General features: G+C 66.0%; 21 protein-coding genes and 1 pseudogene. 8 read left to right on the top strand and 14 right to left on the bottom strand.

The genetic code is table 11. From position 1 onward, the window contains the following. Window positions 1-4 precede the first annotated feature (4 nt). Window positions 5-1,087 carry a Holliday junction branch migration DNA helicase RuvB gene (ruvB, locus tag KBY74_RS02990; protein WP_254941443.1) on the bottom strand — a complete coding sequence of 361 codons (1,083 nt, stop codon included), beginning with the start codon at window positions 1,085-1,087 and terminating at the stop codon, window positions 5-7. A gap of 62 nt (window positions 1,088-1,149) precedes the next feature. Between ruvB and smpB the strand changes: the two genes are divergently transcribed. Beyond that, complete coding sequence (gene smpB / locus KBY74_RS02985) at window positions 1,150-1,647, top strand: SsrA-binding protein SmpB (RefSeq protein ID WP_254929619.1); 498 nt, start codon at window positions 1,150-1,152, stop codon at window positions 1,645-1,647. Between the two features lie 105 nt (window positions 1,648-1,752). Here smpB and KBY74_RS02980 read toward each other — a convergent pair whose 3' ends face one another. Both KBY74_RS02980 and KBY74_RS02975 read right to left on the bottom strand, forming a co-directional pair. Beyond that, the gene (locus KBY74_RS02980; RefSeq protein ID WP_254941442.1) at window positions 1,753-3,771 is read right to left on the bottom strand and encodes a protein kinase domain-containing protein; all 2,019 of its coding nucleotides are present in this window, start codon (window positions 3,769-3,771) and stop codon (window positions 1,753-1,755) included. Then, window positions 3,771-4,772 carry a cysteine synthase A gene (locus KBY74_RS02975; RefSeq protein WP_254941464.1) on the bottom strand — a complete coding sequence of 334 codons (1,002 nt, stop codon included), beginning with the start codon at window positions 4,770-4,772 and terminating at the stop codon, window positions 3,771-3,773. Before KBY74_RS02975 ends, KBY74_RS02980 begins: the two co-directional genes overlap by 1 nt. An 81-nt stretch (window positions 4,773-4,853) precedes the next feature. Between KBY74_RS02975 and egtB the strand changes: the two genes are divergently transcribed. From egtB to KBY74_RS02950, 5 genes are all read left to right on the top strand, one after another. Then, window positions 4,854-6,008, top strand: a complete 1,155-nt coding sequence (gene egtB / locus KBY74_RS02970; protein WP_254941441.1) for an ergothioneine biosynthesis protein EgtB — start codon at window positions 4,854-4,856, stop codon at window positions 6,006-6,008. After that, window positions 5,998-6,963, top strand: a complete 966-nt coding sequence (gene egtD, locus KBY74_RS02965; protein ID WP_254941440.1) for an L-histidine N(alpha)-methyltransferase — start codon at window positions 5,998-6,000, stop codon at window positions 6,961-6,963. The genes egtB and egtD overlap by 11 nt, the downstream gene beginning before the upstream one ends. 17 nt (window positions 6,964-6,980) lie before the next feature. Then, window positions 6,981-7,217 (top strand): hercynine metabolism small protein, encoded by a 237-nt coding sequence (locus tag KBY74_RS02960; protein WP_254941439.1) that lies wholly within the window; start codon window positions 6,981-6,983, stop codon window positions 7,215-7,217. Further along, complete coding sequence (locus KBY74_RS02955; protein ID WP_254941438.1) at window positions 7,214-7,684, top strand: hercynine metabolism protein; 471 nt, start codon at window positions 7,214-7,216, stop codon at window positions 7,682-7,684. The genes KBY74_RS02960 and KBY74_RS02955 overlap by 4 nt, the downstream gene beginning before the upstream one ends. 155 nt (window positions 7,685-7,839) lie before the next feature. Beyond that, complete coding sequence (locus tag KBY74_RS02950) at window positions 7,840-8,667, top strand: YdcF family protein (RefSeq protein ID WP_254941437.1); 828 nt, start codon at window positions 7,840-7,842, stop codon at window positions 8,665-8,667. Between the two features lie 80 nt (window positions 8,668-8,747). On the opposite strand, the gene KBY74_RS02945 is transcribed toward KBY74_RS02950, so the two are convergent. The 7 genes from KBY74_RS02945 to KBY74_RS02915 all read right to left on the bottom strand — a co-directional run bounded on the left by KBY74_RS02945 (window position 8,748) and on the right by KBY74_RS02915 (window position 15,137). Further along, complete coding sequence (locus tag KBY74_RS02945; protein WP_094559041.1) at window positions 8,748-9,011, bottom strand: hypothetical protein; 264 nt, start codon at window positions 9,009-9,011, stop codon at window positions 8,748-8,750. Between the two features lie 43 nt (window positions 9,012-9,054). Further along, window positions 9,055-10,587, bottom strand: a complete 1,533-nt coding sequence (gene lysS, locus KBY74_RS02940; RefSeq protein WP_254941436.1) for a lysine--tRNA ligase — start codon at window positions 10,585-10,587, stop codon at window positions 9,055-9,057. Between the two features lie 39 nt (window positions 10,588-10,626). Beyond that, on the bottom strand, window positions 10,627-11,355 hold the full coding sequence (gene rpaB, locus KBY74_RS02935) for a response regulator transcription factor RpaB (protein ID WP_106632950.1): 729 nt from the start codon (window positions 11,353-11,355) through the stop codon (window positions 10,627-10,629). A gap of 135 nt (window positions 11,356-11,490) precedes the next feature. Then, window positions 11,491-12,840: an ABC transporter substrate-binding protein gene (locus KBY74_RS02930; RefSeq protein ID WP_254941435.1), complete on the bottom strand. Its 1,350-nt coding sequence runs from the start codon at window positions 12,838-12,840 to the stop codon at window positions 11,491-11,493. Window positions 12,841-12,844: 4 nt separating this feature from the next. Next, window positions 12,845-13,348, bottom strand: a complete 504-nt coding sequence (locus KBY74_RS02925) for a rod shape-determining protein MreD (protein WP_106632917.1) — start codon at window positions 13,346-13,348, stop codon at window positions 12,845-12,847. Continuing rightward, entirely contained in the window at window positions 13,345-14,085 is a 741-nt protein-coding gene (gene mreC, locus KBY74_RS02920; RefSeq protein ID WP_254941434.1) for a rod shape-determining protein MreC, read from the bottom strand. Before mreC ends, KBY74_RS02925 begins: the two co-directional genes overlap by 4 nt. Window positions 14,086-14,090: 5 nt before the next feature. Beyond that, window positions 14,091-15,137, bottom strand: coding sequence for a rod shape-determining protein (locus tag KBY74_RS02915; RefSeq protein ID WP_106632915.1), 1,047 nt, complete (start codon window positions 15,135-15,137; stop codon window positions 14,091-14,093). Window positions 15,138-15,266: 129 nt separating this feature from the next. On the opposite strand from KBY74_RS02915, the gene KBY74_RS02910 reads away from it, so the two are divergent. Beyond that, window positions 15,267-15,668 (top strand): single-stranded DNA-binding protein, encoded by a 402-nt coding sequence (locus KBY74_RS02910; RefSeq protein WP_254941433.1) that lies wholly within the window; start codon window positions 15,267-15,269, stop codon window positions 15,666-15,668. 12 nt (window positions 15,669-15,680) lie between these two features. Here the strand turns inward: KBY74_RS02910 and KBY74_RS02905 are convergent, their stop codons facing one another. After that, window positions 15,681-16,340 (bottom strand): DedA family protein, encoded by a 660-nt coding sequence (locus KBY74_RS02905; RefSeq protein WP_254941432.1) that lies wholly within the window; start codon window positions 16,338-16,340, stop codon window positions 15,681-15,683. A gap of 10 nt (window positions 16,341-16,350) precedes the next feature. Beyond that, a complete protein-coding gene (gene ahcY / locus KBY74_RS02900) occupies window positions 16,351-17,790 on the bottom strand; it encodes an adenosylhomocysteinase (protein WP_254941431.1) in 1,440 nt (479 codons plus the stop codon). On the opposite strand from ahcY, the gene tsaE reads away from it, so the two are divergent. After that, window positions 17,789-18,364 (top strand): tRNA (adenosine(37)-N6)-threonylcarbamoyltransferase complex ATPase subunit type 1 TsaE, encoded by a 576-nt coding sequence (gene tsaE, locus KBY74_RS02895; protein WP_315859027.1) that lies wholly within the window; start codon window positions 17,789-17,791, stop codon window positions 18,362-18,364. The genes ahcY and tsaE overlap by 2 nt on opposite strands. A gap of 50 nt (window positions 18,365-18,414) precedes the next feature. On the opposite strand, the pseudogene mutT reads toward tsaE, so the two are convergent. Both mutT and KBY74_RS02885 read right to left on the bottom strand, forming a co-directional pair. Beyond that, a pseudogene (mutT, locus tag KBY74_RS02890) lies at window positions 18,415-18,828 on the bottom strand (8-oxo-dGTP diphosphatase MutT); the annotation flags it as partial. A gap of 8 nt (window positions 18,829-18,836) precedes the next feature. Next, window positions 18,837-19,197, bottom strand: a 361-nt coding sequence (locus KBY74_RS02885; protein ID WP_315859026.1) for a sigma factor-like helix-turn-helix DNA-binding protein, incomplete at its 5' end; no start/stop codon positions are given.

Here is a 19,197-nt window from a genome sequence, read left to right as displayed (position 1 = left end):
CTGGTCATGCGGCCGCATTAGCCGGCCAGCCCAGGTGGTTGCGGCCCGCCGGGGTAACCAGCCGGCCCCGGGGGGTGCGCTGCAGAAAACCCAGCTGCAACAGGTAGGGCTCCACCACCGCTTCGAGGGTGGAGGAATCTTCGCCGAGACCGGCAGCCAGGGTGTCGAGGCCCACGGGGCCGCCGCCGTAGCCCTCGAGCATCAAGGTGAGCAAACGCCGGTCACTGGCATCGAGGCCGCGGTCGTCAACGCGATGCAGGCTTAGGGCCTCCGCAACTAGGGGCGCGCCGATGCGGCCATGGCCCCGCACCGATGCCACATCGCGCACCCGACGCAGCAGGCGATTGGCAATGCGGGGGGTGCCGCGACAGCGGCGGGCAACTTCCAAGGCGGCCCCACCCTCCAGCTTGATCTGGAGCAGGCCAGCAGCCCGCTCCACAATTTGCTGAAGCTCATCGAGTCCGTAGAACTCAAGCCGCTGAATCAGGCCGAAGCGATCCCGCAGCGGTGAACTCAGCGATCCGGCCCGAGTGGTGGCGCCAACAAGCGTGAAAGGGGGCAGATCCAGGCTGCGGGTGCGGGCCGTCGTGCCCTTACCCACGGTGAGATCGAGGCGGTAATCCTCCATCGCTGGATAAAGAATTTCCTCAGCCACCCGGTTGAGCCGATGAATCTCATCGATGAACAGCAGCTCATGGGGCTGCAGGTTGACCAGCAGGCCAACGATGTCGCGAGGGCGCTCTAGGGCCGGGGCGCTGGTGATGCGGCAGCGCACGCCCAACTCCTCAGCCAGCACCAAAGCCATGGTGGTTTTGCCCAGGCCCGGTGGGCCGTAGAGCAGCACGTGGTCGAGGGCCTCTTGGCGGGCGCGGGTGGCCTCCACCGCGATGGCCAGCACCTGCTTGAGCTCGCTCTGGCCGATGTAATCGGCAAGGCGCTTGGGACGGAGACTGTCCTCCCGGGGCAGGCCACTGGCTACAGAGGGGAGCTCCTCGAGCACGGGAGCGGGATCCACAAGACGCGCTGGTGGCTCGTCGCGGCTGGGGCGGCCGCGGGGCGCCGAAGATCCCGAGGAGACGATGGCCATGCAGCGAGGGTACCGGGGGCTCCCTAGGGTCGGGAGATCAAGGGGACGGTTGCGGAGCAGCGATGGCCAAGGGCGGGGGCAAGAAGAGCGCTAAGGCCCAGCGCGATGCCGCCAACAAGCTGCTGGCTGACAACCGCTTTGCCCGGCATCAATACGAAATTCTGGAAACCCTGGAGTGTGGCCTGGAGCTATTTGGCACCGAGGTGAAGTCGATCCGGGCCGGGCAATCAAACCTGCGCGATGGCTTCTGCCTGATTCGCAAGGGAGAACTGCAGCTGCACAACGTGCACATTTCGCCCCACAGCCATGCCAGCGCATTTTTTAACCACGAGCCGTTGCGGGTGCGCAAATTGCTGGCCCACCGCCGCGAAATTGACAAATTGCGGATTGGCCTAGATCAAAAAGGCCTCACCCTGATTCCCCTGAACCTGCATCTCAAGGGCTCCTGGATCAAGTTGACAATCGGTCTGGCCAAGGGCCGCAAGCTGCACGACAAGCGTCACGAGGAGCGGCGCAAGCAGGACATCAAGGACGCCAAGGCCGCAATCGCCCGGCTCTGAATTGGGGGGCCGGAGCGCTCGACCTACCCGCCCATATGCCTCCCGGATTCCGTACAACTTGTACAGAAACCGGGAGACGCCCAACACCGCACCCCTCAGCTGGAATCAGTTCACTGGCGGTGGCACGGGCGGTGGTGGCGCGGCGGCGGGCTGTTCGAGCACTGCCGGAGCCTGGGGAGGCTCTGGCTGGGCCGCCGGCGCCTGCGGTGAGGGTTCGGGGACGGCCACCGGCGGCGTCTCGACAGGGGGCGGATCGGCCCGCAACGACAGGGTGATCAGAGCCGGCGCCACGCCCTCGTTGGTCACCAGCAACTGCACTGGGGAGTTCTTCTGCACCCCCAAACTGACCACCCGCAGGGGCCCCTTGGCTTCCAGCAGCTCGCCATCGGCACCAAACACACTCATCTGCATCAAGGGCGAGCCGTTCACGCCCAGCACCAGGCGATAGCCCGGCGGCAACCGCACCGGGAACAGCCGGGCCCCACCAGCCTCCACCTGGGCTGAAATCACCTGGGTTGCCTGGGCCTGGGCCTGAATCGCCTCGATCTGCACGTTGGCCAGGCCCTGCTCCGCCGCGGCAAACCACAGCTGGCGAAAGGGCTCGGCAGGGATGTCAGCGCCGGGGCGGCCGGGCAGCAGGCTCTGGGCACTGCCCGACACCAGCTGGCGCAATACCGCTGAGCTGAGTCCCTGGCTAACCAGGGCCTGCTGGCGCCTCTCCCAGTCACCGTTTGTGTAGGAACCCAAGCGGCGCCGAATCTCTAGGGGTAGCTGCTCCACCCGAGCCAGCCACTCCTCTGCAAGCTCATTCCAAACCTTGCGCAGAGGAGAGTCGTCGAGGGAATCGCTGGGCAGGCGGCCGCCCCGCTCTGGAAACTGGGCCAGCAGGCTGGCGTCCACCAACTTCAAGAACCAGCCCCGATCCACCTGCATGGCCCGCAGCCGGTTGAGCAGCTGCTGGCGCTGATCCACCTCCGCCGGCGGCAGGCTGTTGGGCAACTGCAGGGCCGCATCGGGGGTGGGGAGGGTCAAGCGACCGCGGCTCAGCCACCACCAGCCCAGGGCAGTGCCCACGACCGCCGACAACACCAGGGCAATGACCACAGGCCAGACGCCGCCTTCAGCGACCTCCTCGCGCTCCTCCAAGCGGCTACGCAACGCGGGCGAAGGCGGCTGGGGCGGCTCCAGTGCGGGTTCAGCAGGAGCTTCAGGTGCTGCGGGTGCTGGTGCTGGAGGTGCTGGTGCTGGAGGTGCAGGTGCGGGAGGTGGTGGGGGCACCAGGGCGACGGTGCGGTCGGCGCGGGGCACCGGACCGGTGCTTTCTGGCATGGGTATGGCCTGAAAAGCGGCCAGGGCCTGGGAGGCGGAAGCGAAGCGCTCGCCGGGCTGGCGCTCCAGCAGGCGGTTGATTTGGGCCTGCAAGGCCGGTTCAGCAGTGAGGGCCGCCGGCCAGCGCCAGTCCATGGTGACCGGATCCAGTAGCCGGCCGGGCTCCTCGCCGCTGAGCAGCACCAGGGCCACCACCCCGAGGGCATGCAGGTCCATCCAGGGCTCCGGCGGGGAGGGCTCGGGGTCTACGACCCGAACCCGCTCGGGTGGGGCGTAGCCCGGGGTGGCGACGGCCGTGCCTGCCACCAGGCCGAAATCGAGCAACACCGGCAGCCCGTCGCTGTCGCGGCGCAACAGGTTGGCGGGGCTGAGGTCGCCGTGCACCAGCGACTGGCTATGCAACACGGCCAGCACCGGCAGCAGCTGGCGCAGCAGCAGCAGCACCTCGCCGGCACCGAAGACCAACTGGCGCTCGGCACGGGCCTGCAGCAGCAGTTGGTAGGTACGGCCGGCCTGCCATTCGCGCACCAGCCACAAACCCTCCTGGGCCTGAATGGCCGCCCCGAGCCGGGGCACCTGGGGATGGAGCAGCCCCTGCAGCTGGCCCCAGAGCTGGCGCGCCCGAGCCGGGTCGATCGCTGGGCCCAGCAGACGCAAGGCCATCGGCGCCTCGGCGGCTAGCTGATCGCTAGCGCGCCAGAGTTCCCCCTGGGGAGCCTCTGCCGGCGGGGCGGAGCTGAGGCGTTGCTCGAGCCGGTAGCGCTCGCCGATCAACTGACCCACCTGCACCGCCATCAGCCCACCTCCAGCGAGGGCCGCAGGGGTTGGTGTAACCCCTTGCCCACCAGCCAATCGGCTTCATAAAGCCGAGATCGGTAGCGATCGCCGCTATCGCACAACACGGTCACGATCGTGTGACCAGGACCAAGCCGCCGGGCCGTTTCCACCGCCGCGGCCACATTGATGCCCACCGAGCCGCCCAAAAACAGGCCCTCCTGCCACAGCAGCTGATAGATCGTCTCGAGCGCGGTCTGGTCGTCGATGCGCACTGCATCATCGATGGGAGCACCCTCCAGGTTGGCGGTAACGCGGCTGTTGCCAATCCCCTCGGTAATCGAACTTCCCTCACTGACCAGCTCACCCCGGCTGGCCCAGCTGTGTAGGGCACTGCCGTGGGGGTCGGCCAGCACGCAGCGCACGGCTGGGTTCTGCTGCTTCAAATACAGGGCAACCCCGGCATAGGTGCCGCCGGTGCCAGTGGCCGCCACCCAGGCATCCACCGCCCCATCGGTTTGCTGCCAGATCTCCGGGCCGGTGGAGTTGAAGTGAGCGCGGCGGTTAGCCAGGTTGTCGAACTGGTTGGCCCACACTGCCCCTGGCGTTTCGGCGGCGATACGGCCCGAAAGCCGCACGTAGTTGTTGGGGTCGCGGTAAGGCACCGCCGGCACCGTGCGCACCTCGGCGCCAAGGCTGCGCAGCAGGCCGATCTTCTCAGCCGACTGGGTGTCGGGAATCACGATCAGGGCCCGGTAGCCGCGGGCGTTGCAGAGGTGGGTGAGGCCAATGCCGGTGTTGCCAGCGGTGCCTTCCACCACCGTGCCTCCAGGCTGCAGCAGCCCCTGCTCCTCCGCCTCCAGCAGGATGCCCAGGGCGGCGCGATCCTTCACCGACCCCCCAGGATTCATGAACTCGGCCTTGCCGAGGATCTCGCAGCCCGTTTGCTCGCTCAGGGCATTGAGCCGGATCAGGGGCGTGTTGCCAACGGCGCCCACGAACCCTGAAGTGATGCCGGCCATATCCGCGTGCAATGCGTGGCGGGATCGTAGGCAAGGTCCCTAAGGTCGGGCCTGAATTAGCCCCAGATTGGCGGCAGCGGCATGGGGCAGGAGCTGAAGGCGCGCTATGCGCAGGTGCGCCAACGCAGCCTCGAGCTTGTGGCTCCCCTGCAGCCCGAAGACGTGTGCCTGCAGGGCATGGCCGATGCCAGCCCGCCCAAGTGGCACATGGGCCACACCACCTGGTTTTTTGAGCAGTTTGTGCTGCGCAGCCCCGTGTCGCCAGAGGCCTGGGGCTTTCTTTTCAACAGCTATTACGACTCAGTAGGAGCCCGCCACCCCCGGCCCCAGCGGGGCCTGCTCAGCCGGCCGGCACTGGCCGAGGTGCTGGCCTGGCGGCAGCGGCTGGATGGGGCCCTGCTCAGCCTGCTGGAGCAGCTGGAGCCGGGCGATCCCCGGCTGGAGCTGGTGGAACTGGGGCTGCAGCACGAGCAGCAGCACCAGGAGCTGCTGCTGATGGACCTGCTGGATGGCTTCAGCCGCAACCCGCTCGAGCCGGCATATGGCCCAGAGCCGGAGGCTGCCTATCAAGCGAGCGTTGCCCAAGAGCCCACCTGGCTGCAGCACGAGGGGGGGCTGGTGGAGATCGGCCATCCAGGTGGCAGCTTTCATTTCGACAACGAGGCGCCCAGGCACCGCCAATGGCTTGAACCCTTTGCGCTTAGCTCCCGTTTGGTGAGCAACGGCGAATTTGCAGCCTTCATTGCCGATGGCGGCTACAAGAGGCCGGAGCTGTGGATGAGCGAGGGCTGGGCGGTGGTTCAGGCCCGGGGCTGGCGGGGACCGCGATACTGGCGCGACGGCGACGAGGAGTTTTCACTGGCGGGGCGTCAGCCGCGGCGCCCCGAGTTGCCGGTGCGGCACCTGAGCTGGTTTGAAGCCGATGCCTACGCCCGCTGGGCGGGTGCCCGGCTGCCGGGCGAAGCCGAATGGGAGCTGCTGGCACCCCAACTTGACCAGGCCTTCGGGGTGCTCTGGCAGTGGAGCGCCAGCCCCTACCGGCCCTATCCGGGCTTCGCGCCAGCGGCCGGGGGGGTGGGGGAATACAACGGCAAGTTCATGAGTTCCCAGATGGTGCTGCGCGGCAGCTGCTTCCTCACCCCGCCTGGCCACGAACGGCTCACTTACCGCAACTTCTACCCACCGGCGAGCCGCTGGCTGGCCGGTGGCCTACGCCTAGCCCGCGATGGCGGCTGACATGCAACTGATCGACCTCCACCCCGAACCGGCAGACATGCAGCGGCTAGTGCGCGAGGGCATGGCCCAGCAACCGCGTCAGCTGCCGGCCTGGCTGCTGTACGACGCCGAAGGCTCACGGCTGTTTGAGGCGATCTGTGAGCAGCCGGAATACGGGCTCACCCGCACCGAAACGGCCCTGCTGGAAGCGCGGGCGCCTGAGCTGGCGGCGGCCCTGGGGGAAGGGGTGCTGGTGGAGTTTGGCGCCGGCAATGCCCGCAAAGTGGGGCCCCTGCTCGAGGCGCTGCAGCCACCGGCCTATGTAGCCCTCGACATCAGCGCCGATCATCTTCAGCAGAGCTGCGTGGCCCTTCAGGCGCGCCACCCGGCAGTGCCCGTGCTCGGCATCTGCTGCGACTACAGCGCCCTGCGGCAGCTGCCCGAGCACCCCTTGCTCAGCGGCAGGCGGCGCCTGGGTTTCTATCCAGGCAGCTCAATCGGTAACTTCAGCCCCGAGGAAGCGCAGGCGCTGCTGCAGCAGCTGGGCCAACTGCTGGGCCCTGGCGCCAGGCTGCTGATCGGCATCGACCAGCCCAAAGCCGTGGCAAGGTTGAAGGCCGCCTACAACGATGCCGCTGGCGTGTCGGCGGCCTTTGCCCGCAACCTGCTGATTCGGCTCAACCGCGACCTGGCGGGCAGCTTCAACCCCGACGCCTTCGCCTACTCCGCCCGGTGGCAACCCGAGCACAGCCGCATCGCCATGGCCCTGGTGAGCCGCGAAGCGCAAACCGTGCAGCTGGCGGGGGAGGCCTGGAGCTTTGCGGTGGGCGAGCCGCTGATCACTGAGTACAGCGTCAAGTACGACCCGGTGGCCTTCCTCGCCCTCGCCGCCCGCGCCGGCTGGCGGGGCGCTGGCCGTTGGAGCGATCCGGCCGACGACCTTTCGCTGCACCTGCTGGTGACGGCAGACTCCTGACATCAGGTAGGAGATCCATGGGTCGTGAAGAGCAACGGGCCACCATGCGCCAGGTGCGCGAGGGCCTGATCACCGAGCTGGAGGAGCTGTATCGGGGCGCCTTTGATCGCATCGGCAGCCAGGACCTAGGCGAAGGGGCAATCGCCCGACTCACCCAGCTGCTGCTGCGCTCCCGCGAAGCGGCGATCACACCGCTCCAGCAAGAGATCGAGGCGCCGTTGATCACCACGCCCGCCGGGCAGCCCGCCCCGTGAGCTGGCTCGACGAGCTGGAGGCGCAGCTGGATCAGCAACTTGCGGCCTTTCTCGCCGCCAACCCCAGCCAGGAAGCCCTGCTTGGCGAGCAGGAAGCGCGGGATCGCCAGGCCCGGCTGGTGGGGCAGCGGCGCCAGTTGCAAAGGCAGGCGGAACAGGAGCGCCAGGCCCTGCTGCAATTGGCCGCTGAAATCCGCTGCTGGCAGGAACGGCTTGCCAAGGCCCGCGCCGCCGGCGCCACAGCCCTGGCCGAGCGGGCTGAAGCCCACCAGCTGGGCCTGATGGAACAGGGCCGGCTGCGCTGGCAACGCCTCGGGGAACTGGGGGTGAGCTTCGCGGCCGTGGAGCGCGATCTGCGCGAACTGGAGAGCCGTCCCCGCCCGCCAAAGGCCTCCAGCCTGGAGCAGGACTGGGCCAGCTTCGAGGCCGAACAGGCCTTGGAGACGTTGCGCCGGCGCCAGGGCTGAAAACAAAAGCAGAGCTACGCCGGAGTCTCCTGTCGTGTCGCTCCACCGTTCGACGCGTTCCAAGCCCGAGCCCTGCTGTATTCCGTACAGGCTGTACAGAATCCTGGAGAGCCCACAATCACAGCCGCTGACGCCCAGCCCAACCACCTGCCGCCATGGGTTTTCTGTTGTCCAAACTGCTGCCGTTGCTGCTCTACCCGCTGGGTCTAGGGCTGCTGCTACAACTCCTGGGCCTGGCTGCGGCGGCCAAAGGCAGTGAGCAAGGCAGTCGCCGGCGACGTCAGGCCAGCCTCTGGCTGAGTGGAACGGGGGTGGGACTGATCTGGCTGTGTGCCATGCCGCTCAGCAGCCGCCAGCTGATCTGGGGCCTGGAGGATCGGGCGGCGGCGCTCACCCCGCAGCAGCTGCCCCGTGCCGACGCGGTGGTGGTGCTGGGCGGCGGCTTGCGGCCGGCCCTGCCACCCCGCCAGGGTGTCGAAGTGACGGAAGGGGGCGACCGGCTGCTGCGCGGCGTGCAACTGGTGCGCAGGGGCCTGGCTCCCCTGCTGGTGACCAGCGGTGGACGGGTGAGCTTCACGGGCCATGATCCCGCCCCACCTGAAGCGCTCTGGGCCAGGGATCTGGCCCAGGAGCTAGGGCTGCCAGCCGATCGGATCCTGATCAACCCCGGCTCCCGCACCACCGCCGAGGAGGCTCGCGACATCGGCGCGCTGGGCCGGCGACGGGGCTGGACCAGGGTTCTGCTGGTCACCAGTGCCTTTCACATGCCCCGCTCACTGGCCACCTTCCAACAGCGCAGCGGCCTGACGGTGGTGCCGGTCGCCTGCGACTACCAGCTGCCGGATCGTGCCCACTACGGCAAACCCACCTTGGGCAACACGCTCAAGAGTTTGTTGCCCGACGCCGAAGCGCTCTACCTGAGCACCTTGGCCCTGAAGGAGCACTTGGGGCTGGCGATCTATCGGCTACGGGGCTGGAGTTGATCGAGCTGGCTTGTGGTCCAGCCTGTTGACCTTCAAGCCTTTTGGCGTTCAAGCCTTTGGGCGTTCAAGCCTTTGGGCGTTCAAGCCTTGGGCGCCGGGGGCACCAGGCTGACACCATCGGGTGGCGGAGTGGGGTCGGGATCGGCGATCAGCATGTGCTGCAGCACTATCTCGGGACGTTCACTGTCCCGCCAACGAATTCGGTAGGCGGGCATCTTGGTGCCACGGCTGGTGGTCTGCTCCACCGGCTCCATCACCCAGCCCCGGCGCGAGCGACCCTGGGGGTTGCGCTTCACCACAGCATCCGCGTGTTTGAAGCGAAAACCAACGCGCTCGCCACTCATGGAATCGCTGACCCCGGATGGGGGAGATTGCCTACTAGAGGGATTATCCCATTGCGCCAGGCCCAACCTCCTGACGGGCCTCCGAACGCACCTCCGGACGTAAGAGGGGGAAGGCGATCACATCACGGATCGAGGGGCTGTCGGTGAGAAGCATCACCAGTCGATCAATGCCAATTCCCAGGCCGCCCGTGGGGGGCATACCCACCTCCAGTGCTTGGATGAAGTCCTCGTCAACGCCTTGCGCCTCTTCGTCGCCGGCAGCACGGCGCTCCTGCTGGGCCTCAAGCCGCTGGCGCTGGTCCACCGGATCGATCAACTCGCTGAAGGCGTTGGCGGTTTCACGGCCCACGATGAAAAGCTCAAACCGCTCCACCATGCCGGGCTTGCTGCGATGGGCTCGGGCCAGGGGTGAGTTCTCCACGGGGTAGTCGATCACGAAGGTTGGCTGGATCAGATCCGCCTCCACTCGCTGCTCGAAGGCCTCCACCAACAACCGGCCGACGGAATCGGCCAGGGCTGGCACCTCCAGCCCCTGGGCTCCCATGGCTGCAGCCGCTGCCTCTCGGCTATCAAAAGAATTGAAATCAAGGCCGGTGGCGGCTTGCACCAACTCGTGCATGGTGGCCCGCCGCCAAGGGGGCGCCAGGTCGATGTCGGTGCCCTGATAGCTGATCTCGGTGCTACCGCACACCTGTTGGCATACGTGGGCAATCAGCTGCTCAGTGAGCGCCATCATGTCGGTGTAGTCGGCATAAGCCTGGTAGATCTCCACCGAGGTGAACTCGGGGTTGTGGCGGGTGCTGATCCCCTCGTTGCGAAAGATGCGCCCCAGCTCGTAGACCCGCTCAAAGCCGCCCACTACCAGCCGCTTGAGGTGCAGCTCGGTGGCGATGCGCAGGGTGAGGGGTAGATCGAGGGCGTTGTGGTGCGTCTCAAACGGGCGAGCATCAGCACCACCGGGCACGCTCTGCAGCACCGGCGTTTCGATCTCCAAAAAGTCGCGCTCATCGAGCCAGCGACGCATGGAGCTCACCGCCACGGCCCGGCGCCGGAAGGTTTCGCGGGTGTGGGGCGACACGATCAGATCCAAGTAGCGCTGGCGGTAGCGCTTCTCCACATCCGCCAGGCCGTGCCACTTATCGGGCAGGGGCTGGAGGCTCTTGCAGAGCATGGTCCAGCCCTTGACCTTCACCGAAAGCTCACCGCGATCGGTGCGGCGCAGGCTGCCCTGCACGCCGATCAGGTCACCGGCATCCACCAAAGAAGTGAGGTGAGCGAAAGCCTCGGGGTCCTCCGGCATGGACGCCTCGAGGGTGGCCTTCTCAATAAACAGCTGAATCGGACCGGTTTCATCAGCCAGGGTGAAGAAGGCGAGCTTGCCCATCACGCGGCGAGTCATCACCCGGCCTGCCACGGCCACTTCCAGTTGCCGCTCCTCTCCGTTGGCTAGGTCGACATGGTCCTGCTGCAAAGCCGCCGTGCGGTGGCTGGGCTCAAAGCGCAGGCCGTAGGGACCCTGGCCGAGGGCGGCTAGGGCGGCGGCTTTCTCCAGACGGGTCTCGCGCAGATCCGACAAGGCAGACAGGGGACTGAATCGGCCCATCCTGCAGGAGCGCTAGCCGTTTGCAGCCAGGCTTGCTTCCGCCATCCGCTGGGAGGCGTAGCCAGTGCCGCGAACCGTGAGGATCAGCTCCGGATTGCGGGGGTCGGGCTCGAGTTTGCCGCGCAGGCGAGCTACGTACACGTCCACCACCCGCAAGTCGGCGGCGCGGCGGGGGGGATAGCCCCAAAGCTGCTCAAGGATTTCGGCCCGGGGCACCACCCGACCCGGTTCTCGGAACAGCAGCTCAAGCAGGCTGAATTCGGTGTAGGTAAGCCCGATGCGCTCGCTGTCGCGGGTCACTTGGCGGCGGTTGGTGTCCACCACCAGATCACCCACCCGCAGCACACCGCTGCCGCTGGGCACCTCGCGAGGCTCGGCAGAGGCTGAACCGCGGCCAACCCGTCGCAAAATTGTGGCGATGCGGGCTTCGAGCTCCTTGGGGCTGAAAGGCTTGGGCAGATAGTCGTCAGCCCCGAGGTCTAGGCCCGACACCCGCTCGGCGATTGCATCAAGGGCCGAGAGGAAAATGATCGGCACGCAGGATTCAGCCCGCAGCCGGCGGCAAACCGCAAAGCCGTCCAACTTGGGCAGCATCACATCGAGCACGACGAGATCGGGCTGCTCTTGGTGAAACAGGCTGAGGGCTTCCTCGCCGTCCTCAGCGCAGATCACCCTGTAGCCAGCCAGCTGCAGGCGCATCACCAGCACCCGGCGCACGGCGGCTTCGTCATCTACCACCATCACGGTGGCTTTGGGCTCGACCGGGGCAGGCCCCAGGGAATCGGAGAAGGCGTCTGAAATGGGCCTGTCCTCCGAAGGCATGGGCGGTGCGCCGGGATGAAGAATCGCAACCATAACGCTCGATGCTCCCTTGGGTCACCCCCAACGGGCTCGGGAGTAGCGGTTCCACTCGTCAGCCGCAGCAGTCAAGGCCGCATCACTGGCCACCTGGCCAAGCATGGCGCGCTGCAGCTGGGTGTACACAATCGCCTGCAGTCGTTTCACCCCCGGGCTCGCAGGCACCAGCACCCTGGCCTGGCGAAGAGCCTGGGCCGACAGCAACCGGGCCCGCTGAACCAGGGCCTCTTGCGCCCCAGCCCCAGCCCCAAGAGCAGTAGCAGTCGCCAGGCTGGCCTCCAGCTGCTGCAGGGCTTGCCGGTTGGAGGGCAGCACCCGCGCCTGCTCGGCGAAGGCCAACTGGTTGGGGCCATTGGTGAGAAATAGGGCGAAGCGGGCCGCTTCGGCCGCCAGGACGCTCTGCTTGGGCACCACCAGATTCATCACCGCCACGTTGGCCTCAGCGCTGGCACCCGTGAGCGGCGCAAAGGGTGCCGTGACCGCTGCAATGCCGGGAGCATTGGTCTGCAGGTTGCGCAGGAAGTCGGGGCCCGTGGCCACCTGGGCCAGGTCGCCCGATTGGTAGAGCTCGATGGCTCTCCGGTAGCCCTGGCTCACCACCTCCCGCGGCAGCAGACCGCGACGGTAGAGGTCACTCCAGAAGGCAAAGGCACGCCGCCCTGCGGGGCTATTAAAGGCGGCTCGTTGCTCCCCATCCAGCAACTTCACCCCCATCTGCACCAGGGTCTCGAGCAGCTCGGCGGAGTCGTCGGGCACCACGGTGACAAACAAGGCGTAGCGGCCCGTGCGGCGGCGCACGGCCTCGGCAAAAGCCGGCACCTGGTCCCAGGAAGCCGGTGGGGCGCTGTAGCCGGCCCGCTCAAGCAGCCGGCGGTTGGCCATGGTGATCCGCGCGGTCAAATACCAAGGAATGGCAAATTGCTGGCCCCCCTGCCCCTGGCGGCCTGCCTCCCAGATCGCTGGCAAATAGGCATCAGCAGCCCCCTCCGGCAGCACATCACTTAGATCAAGCAGCCCCCCCTTGCTGGCCAGGTTGGCCGCGAAAGGGGGGTTGAGATTCACCAGGTCCGGGGCGGTGCGGGCAAACACAGCCGCCAGCAACTTGCGCTCTACCGAGCTCCAAGGCACGTCGGTCCAGCGCACCTGCAACCCGGGGTTCTGGCCCTCCCAGGCTGCGATCAGCTCCCGCAAATAGTCGTTGAACTTGGGGGCCAGGTCCAGGGTCCAGAAATTCAGCACCTGGGCCGCCGCGGAATCAGTCCCCGGACCAGTCCTGCCACAACTGCCCAGGCCCGCTGCCAGCAGGGCAGCAGCGGAGCCGCCACCAAGAAGCTCAAGGAAACGCCGCCGTGTCTGGATCAATGCCATCTACTCAGCCTCGCCCGCCCTGGATCTGCTGGCGCCAGAGCAGCAGCTGCAGGGAGCAAAGCAGCGGTGCCAGCAGGGCCGTGAGCAGGGTTTGGGCCAGCCAGGTGTGCAATGCGGGCTCAAGGGGCCAGGGGCCCAGCAACCGGCTCTGCAAAATCAGGCTGCCGCCAAGCAGGGCCGCACCCAACAGGGCCAGCAGGCCAAGACTGAAGCTGCGCTCGATCGGCGGCCCCTGGCGGCCCAGCCGACCCCACCACCAGCCCAGCAGGGCCAGGGCAGGAATCTGCGTAATAGACCCGGGGTGCAAAGCATCAAGCAGCAGTCCCAGCCCAGCCCCAGCCAGGGCGCCGGAGAGGGGTCCATCGGCCAGGGCCCAGGGCAGCAGCCAAAGCACGGACCAAGCCGGGGGAATGCCCGCCAGCTTTAGGGGCCCGGGCGCAGCAAGCACCAGCCAGGGCACTACTAAAGCCGTAGCCACACACCAACCGTGGCGGGCCAGCCGACTCATGGCAGCCGCACCTGCACCCAGTCGACCGCCTCAAGCGGAGCACTCAGCTGCACCACGGCCTCGGTCGCCGGTACGGCCCGGTCGTCGACCGACTGGATCACACCCACCGTGAGGTTGGGAGGCACCAGGGTGCTGGCGGGGGAGGTGACGACCACATCCCCCGGGCGCACGCCTGGATCCTTCTCCAGAAAGCGCAGCAAGGGGCGGCTGGTGCCAATGCCCGTGAGCAAACCATGGCGCCGAACCCGTCCCACCCAGACGCCAACCCGGCTGCCGGGATCGGTGAGCAAGGTGACGCTGGCAGTAGTGGGAGTAACGCCGGCAATCCTGCCAATCAGCCCCCCCGGCGCCGTCACCGCCATGCCGGGCCGTAGGCCCTGCAACTCGCCGCGGCCAATCACGAGCTGCTGCCACCAGCCCCCTGTCTGGCGCGAGATCACTGCTGCCGCCAATTCGCGGCCCCCCTGACCCTGCAGCTCGAGCAAGCTGCGCAGCCGTCGGTTGTCGGCATCCAGCTGGCGCAAGCGGGTTTGATCGTTGAGAGCCTGGCCGCTACGCACCCACTCACCCTGGGCACTACCGGGCCAGAAAGGCCTGCTCAACAGGGCGTAAGCATCAGTAAAACCCACTCCTTTGCTGAGCCGCACGGCCAGCAGGGCCAGCACCAGCAAGGCCCAGGGCCAGGCCTGAACTACAGCGCCCAGGGCGGGAAGGCGAAGCCTGCGGCCGGCCTGCATCGGGATCAGGCGGTCTGACGCACGAAGTCAGGGGTGTCGAGCACGCGCTGCAGCCGCTTGTAGTCCTCAAGCACCATGCCGCAGCCGTTCACCACGCACAGCAGCGGGTCTTCTGCCACATGGGTAAGGATGCCGGTCTCGTGGCTGATCAGGTCGGTGATGCCGCGCACTTGGGCACCACCACCGGCCAGCATGATGCCGCGATCGACGATGTCGGCGGCCAGCTCAGGCGGCGTGCGCTCCAATGTGCGCTTAACGGCTTCCACGATCACGTTGAGGGGTTCGGCCATGGCCTCGCGAATATCGCCGGCGCGGACGTTGATGGTGCGGGGCAGACCGGAGAGCAGGTGCAGGCCGCGCACATCCATGGAGGTGTTGTCGTGGGCATCGTCAGGGAAGGCGGAGCCGATGCGGATCTTGATGTCCTCGGCGGTGCGCTCGCCCACCACCAGGTTGTGCACCTTCTTGAGATAGACGCCTATGGCGTCACTGAGTTCGTCGCCAGCCACCCGCACCGACTCGCTCAGCACGGTGCCGCCCAGGCTGAGCACGGCCACTTCAGTGGTGCCGCCACCTATATCAACAATCATGGTGCCCACCGCCTCGGTGACGGGCAGGCCCGCGCCGATGGCGGCCGCCACCGGCTCATCAATTAGGTGCACCTCACGGGCGCCGGCCAGGCCGGCTTCCCGCACAGCACGGCGCTCCACACCTGTAACTCCACTGGGGATGCCGATCACCAATCGGGGCGCCACGATGCCGCGGCCTTCATTGGCCTTGCGAATAAAGGTTTTGATCATCTGCTCGGCGGCGTCGAAGTCGGCGATCACGCCGTCACGCAGGGGCCGCACGGCGCGAATGTTGCCGGGGGTTCGGCCCAGCATCATCTTGGCCTCATCACCCACGGCCAGGGGCACACCCCGCTCCAGATCCATGGCCACCACAGAGGGCTCCTGGAGCACGATGCCTTTGCCCGACACGAAGATCAGGGTGTTGGCGGTGCCCAGATCAATACCGATATCGCGCGAAAACTGGAAACGACGGAAAAACACGGACGCCCGGCCTGCAAGGGCCGAATCATACGAGGGTGTTACAGACGGCTCTAACGGTGGAACTGATGAAAGGTGGCAGCCGAACCGGGTGCCGCATCATTGATCCATCAGCAACAGGAGACATCAACCATGGGCGTGAATTCCATCACCCTTGTCGGCCGGGCCGGCCGCGACCCCGAAGTCCGCTATTTCGAATCAGGCAGTGTGGTGGCCAACCTCACCCTCGCCGTCAACCGCCGCAGCCGTGACGACGAGCCCGACTGGTTCAACCTCGAAATCTGGGGCAAACAAGCCCAGGTAGCCGCCGACTATGTCCGCAAAGGGGCCCTGGTGGGCATCATCGGCAGCTTCAAGCTTGACCGCTGGACCGACAGGGCCAGCGGTGAGGAGCGCACAAAGCCCGTGATCCGGGTAGACCGGCTGGAATTGCTCGGCTCTAAACGCGACGCCGAAGGTGGCGGCGGCATGGGAAGTGGCATGGGAGGAGGCTTCGGTGGTGGCTCTCCAAGCGAGGAGGAAGTGCCCTTCTAAGCCGGGTCTGGCTCAGTGGGAATCGCGGCTCTTCTTCCAGATGCGCAGCCCCAGCCAGACGGCGCCAGCGGCCAAGGCCAGCAACAGCACCAGCTTCACAGCCTTGGCCACCGGCTCGATCCACTGCTCCACATTTGTGTAGCCCTCACCCAGGGCCAGGCCCGCCAAGGTGAGCGATAGGGTCCAGATAAGGCTGCCGGCGGTGGTCCAAAGCAGGAACGGCGCTATGGGCATCATCTCGATGCCCGCGGGCACCGATATCAAGGTGCGGATGCCAGGCACAAGCCGGCCCCAAAACACCAAAGCGGTGCCGTATTTGGCAAACCAATCGCGGCTGCGGTGCAGCTCCTTAGGGCTAATACCAATCCAGCGGCCGTGGCGCGCCAGCCATTGCTCAAGGCGCTGCTCGTTTATCAGCCGGCCAATGCCATACCAAGGCAAAGCCCCCAGCACGGTGCCGAGCAGCCCCGCCACTACTACTGGCAGCAGGGCCAATTGGCCCTGCTGCACATAAAAGCCCCCGAGGGGCATAATCAATTCGGAGGGGATCGGCGGGAAGAGGTTCTCAAGGAACATCGCCGCAAAGATCGCTCCATAGCCAAGCCAGGGATTGGCCTCCACTGCCGCACCGATCAGCTGAGGCAGCTGTTGCACCAGTTCGCCAATCCCCATCGGGCTCGCCTCAGTAGCGGTAGTGATCGAGCTTGTAGGGCCCGGCTACCGGCACGTTGATGTAATCGGCCTGCTCCTGGGAGAGCTCGGTGAGCTTGGCGCCGATCTTGTCGAGGTGGAAGCGGGCCACCATCTCATCGAGGTGCTTTGGAAGCACATACACCTGCTTGGCATACTGGTCGCCCTTGGTGAACAGCTCAATTTGAGCCAGCACCTGGTTGGTGAAGGAGGCGCTCATCACAAAACTGGGATGGCCTGTAGCGCAACCCAAATTCACCAAACGGCCCTCAGCCAGAAGAATGATTTTGTTGCCGCTGGGCAGCAAGATGTGATCAACCTGAGGCTTGATGTTGTCCCAGGTGTACTGCTTGAGGGATGCCACATCGATCTCATTGTCGAAGTGACCGATGTTGCAAACGATCGCCTGATCCTTCATCTGAATCAGGTGCTCGTGGCGGATCACCTTGAAGTTGCCCGTGGCAGTCACGAAGATGTCCACATCGCCCACCACGTCATCAAGACGCACGACGCGATAGCCCTCCATTGCGGCCTGCAGGGCGCAGATGGGGTCAACTTCGGCGATCATCACCGTGGCGCCAAGACCGCGCAGGGACTGAGCTGAGCCCTTACCCACATCGCCGTAGCCAAGCACCAAGGCAACCTTGCCGGCCACCATCACATCAGTGGCGCGCTTGATGCTGTCCACCAGGGATTCGCGGCAACCATAAAGGTTGTCAAACTTGCTCTTGGTGACCGAATCGTTGACGTTGATCGCCGGGAAGGGCAGCTCACCGCTCTTCTGCATTTGATAGAGACGGGCCACACCGGTGGTGGTCTCCTCGGTAACGCCCTGAATTTCGGCGTAGATGCGGGAGTAGAAGCCAGGCTGGGCGGCCAGCTTTTGGCGAATGCTGTTGAAGAGGGCAGTCTCCTCTTCGTTAGAGGGGTTATCTAGAACTGAAAGATCGCTTTCAGCCTTCGAACCCAGCACCACGAGTCCAGTGGCATCGCCACCGTCGTCAAGAATCATGTTGGGCGTGCCGCCATCGCCCCACTCAAGAATGCGGTGGGTGAAGGCCCAATACTCATCAAGGGTTTCGCCCTTGTAGGCAAACACTGGAACGTTGGCCGCAGCAATCGCGGCAGCAGCGTGATCCTGGGTTGAAAAGATGTTGCAGCTGGCCCAGCGCACTTCGGCGCCAAGGGCGACCAAAGTTTCAATCAGAACCGCAGTCTGAATCGTCATATGCAGGGAACCTGCAATGCGCGCGCCCTTGAGGGGCTGCTCAGCGCCAAACCTGGAGCGCAGGGCCATTAGGCCAGGCATCTCAGTTTCAGCAATTGCAATCTCCTTGCGGCCAAAATCGGCCAGGCCGAGATCGGCAATCACATAGGTGTTGGTGCTGTGCAGCACGGGCGCGGAGGCCGTTGAGGCGGGTGAAGCCACCATGGGTTTTGTTGGGGTACTGCTCGCTCCCGGCTGGGAGGGCGTGGTTTGGAAATATCTGCGGAGACGCCGAGGCTTCGGGCTCGCTGAAAATGCAATCTACAAGGAGCACCTCAACTCTCGTGATCCAAGCCCTGTGATGCAAGCCCTGAGTGATGCCGCCGCCACCCAGGCCTTCGGGCGGCAACTGGCGCTGCGTCTACCCGCTGGCAGCATCCTTTTGCTGGCAGGTGACTTGGGGGCCGGCAAAACCTGCCTGGTGCAGGGCCTGGCCGCCGGCCTCGGAATTGAGGAACCAATCACCAGCCCCACCTTCGCCCTCGCCCAGCACTACCCGCTGCCGAAGGGCGGCGGGCTGGTGCACCTCGATCTCTACCGGCTGGAGCTGCCCGCAGCCGCCGACGAACTATTTGCCCAGGAGGAGGAGGAAGCTCGATCACTAGGCGCCCTGCTGGCAGTGGAGTGGCCCGAGCGCCTCAGCAGCGCACCGGCCGGCTGCTGGCAGATCCAGCTCAGCTTGAGCGACCCCTTCAACCCAGAAACTGGACGCCTGATTGAGGTGCGTTCGCCGAGCTGATCGACCGACCGGGGCAGCTTGCTGTTTTATTTGACTAGCTAAGTCTTGGCTTAGCTAGCTGCCGCGAATGAAGGGGCCGCCGCCAACAGCGCAGCAATAATCTGGGCGTTAGCCGCCGGGAAGGGATATTCGCCCAGCTGCTCAGGCCGCACCCAGCGCACCTGCTGGGAGGCCAGCGGCTGGGGCTCGCCGCTCAACCAGGTGCAGAGATGCACCACAAAGCACAACCTCTTATGGCTGTAGGCGTGCTCCACCACGATCAGCTCCTCGCCCACCTCCACCTCAATCGCCAACTCCTCCTCCAACTCACGGCGGATCGTTTCAACGATCGGCTCACCCGGCTCCTGCTTGCCACCAGGAAATTCCCACAGCCCCCCCAGCAAACCCTCATTGAGCCGCTGATCGATCAGCACCTCACCGGCGCCGTTGCGCACCACCCCCACGCCGATCACCTGGATCGGCAACTCGCTGCTCAACCGGCTACGTAAGCCTCTACGGCATCGCTGATGCGGCGCAGGCCAGCCAGGCCGTCTCGCTCCAGGTTGCGCACCCGATCACGGCTGATGCCGAGGATGCGGCCGATACCTGTGAGGCTCATCGGCTCGCCACCCTCAGGGTTGTCAGCGCAGGGGATGCCGTAGCGCATCTTCAGCACCCGCCCCTGCAGCTCCGGCAGTTGCTCCAGCAGCGCTCGCAGGTCCCCCTTCAGGCACTCTCCATCCACCCGGTCTTCAGGCAGCTCCGCATCTCCTGCCAGCAGGTCCAGCAGCTCGGTGTCATCACCGTCGCCCACCTTCGTCTCCAAGCTCACCGGTTGGCGCGCACGGCACAGC

Origin of the sequence: Cyanobium sp. A1C-AMD (assembly GCF_024346495.1) — a bacterium.
GTDB classification, from domain to species: Bacteria; Cyanobacteriota; Cyanobacteriia; order PCC-6307; family Cyanobiaceae; genus Cyanobium_A; species Cyanobium_A usitatum.
Note: the sequence above shows the minus strand (reverse complement) of the source record. Positions and strands in the feature narration are given on the sequence as shown.

Bases quoted from the DNA above. Each gene is read 5' to 3' on its own strand.
- ahcY (WP_254941431.1), bottom strand. From the start codon at position 17,790: ATGGTGGCTTCACCCGCCTCAACGGCCTCCGCGCCCGTGCTGCACAGC.
- KBY74_RS02960 (WP_254941439.1), top strand. From the start codon at position 6,981: ATGGGTCGTGAAGAGCAACGGGCCACCATGCGCCAGGTGCGCGAGGGC.
- KBY74_RS02975 (WP_254941464.1), bottom strand. From the start codon at position 4,772: ATGGCCGGCATCACTTCAGGGTTCGTGGGCGCCGTTGGCAACACGCCC.
- KBY74_RS02950 (WP_254941437.1), top strand. From the start codon at position 7,840: ATGGGTTTTCTGTTGTCCAAACTGCTGCCGTTGCTGCTCTACCCGCTG.
- mreC (WP_254941434.1), bottom strand. From the start codon at position 14,085: ATGCAGGCCGGCCGCAGGCTTCGCCTTCCCGCCCTGGGCGCTGTAGTT.
- egtD (WP_254941440.1), top strand. From the start codon at position 5,998: ATGGCGGCTGACATGCAACTGATCGACCTCCACCCCGAACCGGCAGAC.
- KBY74_RS02930 (WP_254941435.1), bottom strand. From the start codon at position 12,840: ATGGCATTGATCCAGACACGGCGGCGTTTCCTTGAGCTTCTTGGTGGC.
- KBY74_RS02925 (WP_106632917.1), bottom strand. From the start codon at position 13,348: ATGAGTCGGCTGGCCCGCCACGGTTGGTGTGTGGCTACGGCTTTAGTA.
- egtB (WP_254941441.1), top strand. From the start codon at position 4,854: ATGGGGCAGGAGCTGAAGGCGCGCTATGCGCAGGTGCGCCAACGCAGC.
- ruvB (WP_254941443.1), bottom strand. From the start codon at position 1,087: ATGGCCATCGTCTCCTCGGGATCTTCGGCGCCCCGCGGCCGCCCCAGC.
- KBY74_RS02945 (WP_094559041.1), bottom strand. From the start codon at position 9,011: ATGAGTGGCGAGCGCGTTGGTTTTCGCTTCAAACACGCGGATGCTGTG.
- KBY74_RS02980 (WP_254941442.1), bottom strand. From the start codon at position 3,771: ATGGCGGTGCAGGTGGGTCAGTTGATCGGCGAGCGCTACCGGCTCGAG.
- smpB (WP_254929619.1), top strand. From the start codon at position 1,150: ATGGCCAAGGGCGGGGGCAAGAAGAGCGCTAAGGCCCAGCGCGATGCC.
- KBY74_RS02910 (WP_254941433.1), top strand. From the start codon at position 15,267: ATGGGCGTGAATTCCATCACCCTTGTCGGCCGGGCCGGCCGCGACCCC.
- rpaB (WP_106632950.1), bottom strand. From the start codon at position 11,355: ATGGTGGTAGATGACGAAGCCGCCGTGCGCCGGGTGCTGGTGATGCGC.
- KBY74_RS02905 (WP_254941432.1), bottom strand. From the start codon at position 16,340: ATGGGGATTGGCGAACTGGTGCAACAGCTGCCTCAGCTGATCGGTGCG.
- tsaE (WP_315859027.1), top strand. From the start codon at position 17,789: ATGGGTTTTGTTGGGGTACTGCTCGCTCCCGGCTGGGAGGGCGTGGTT.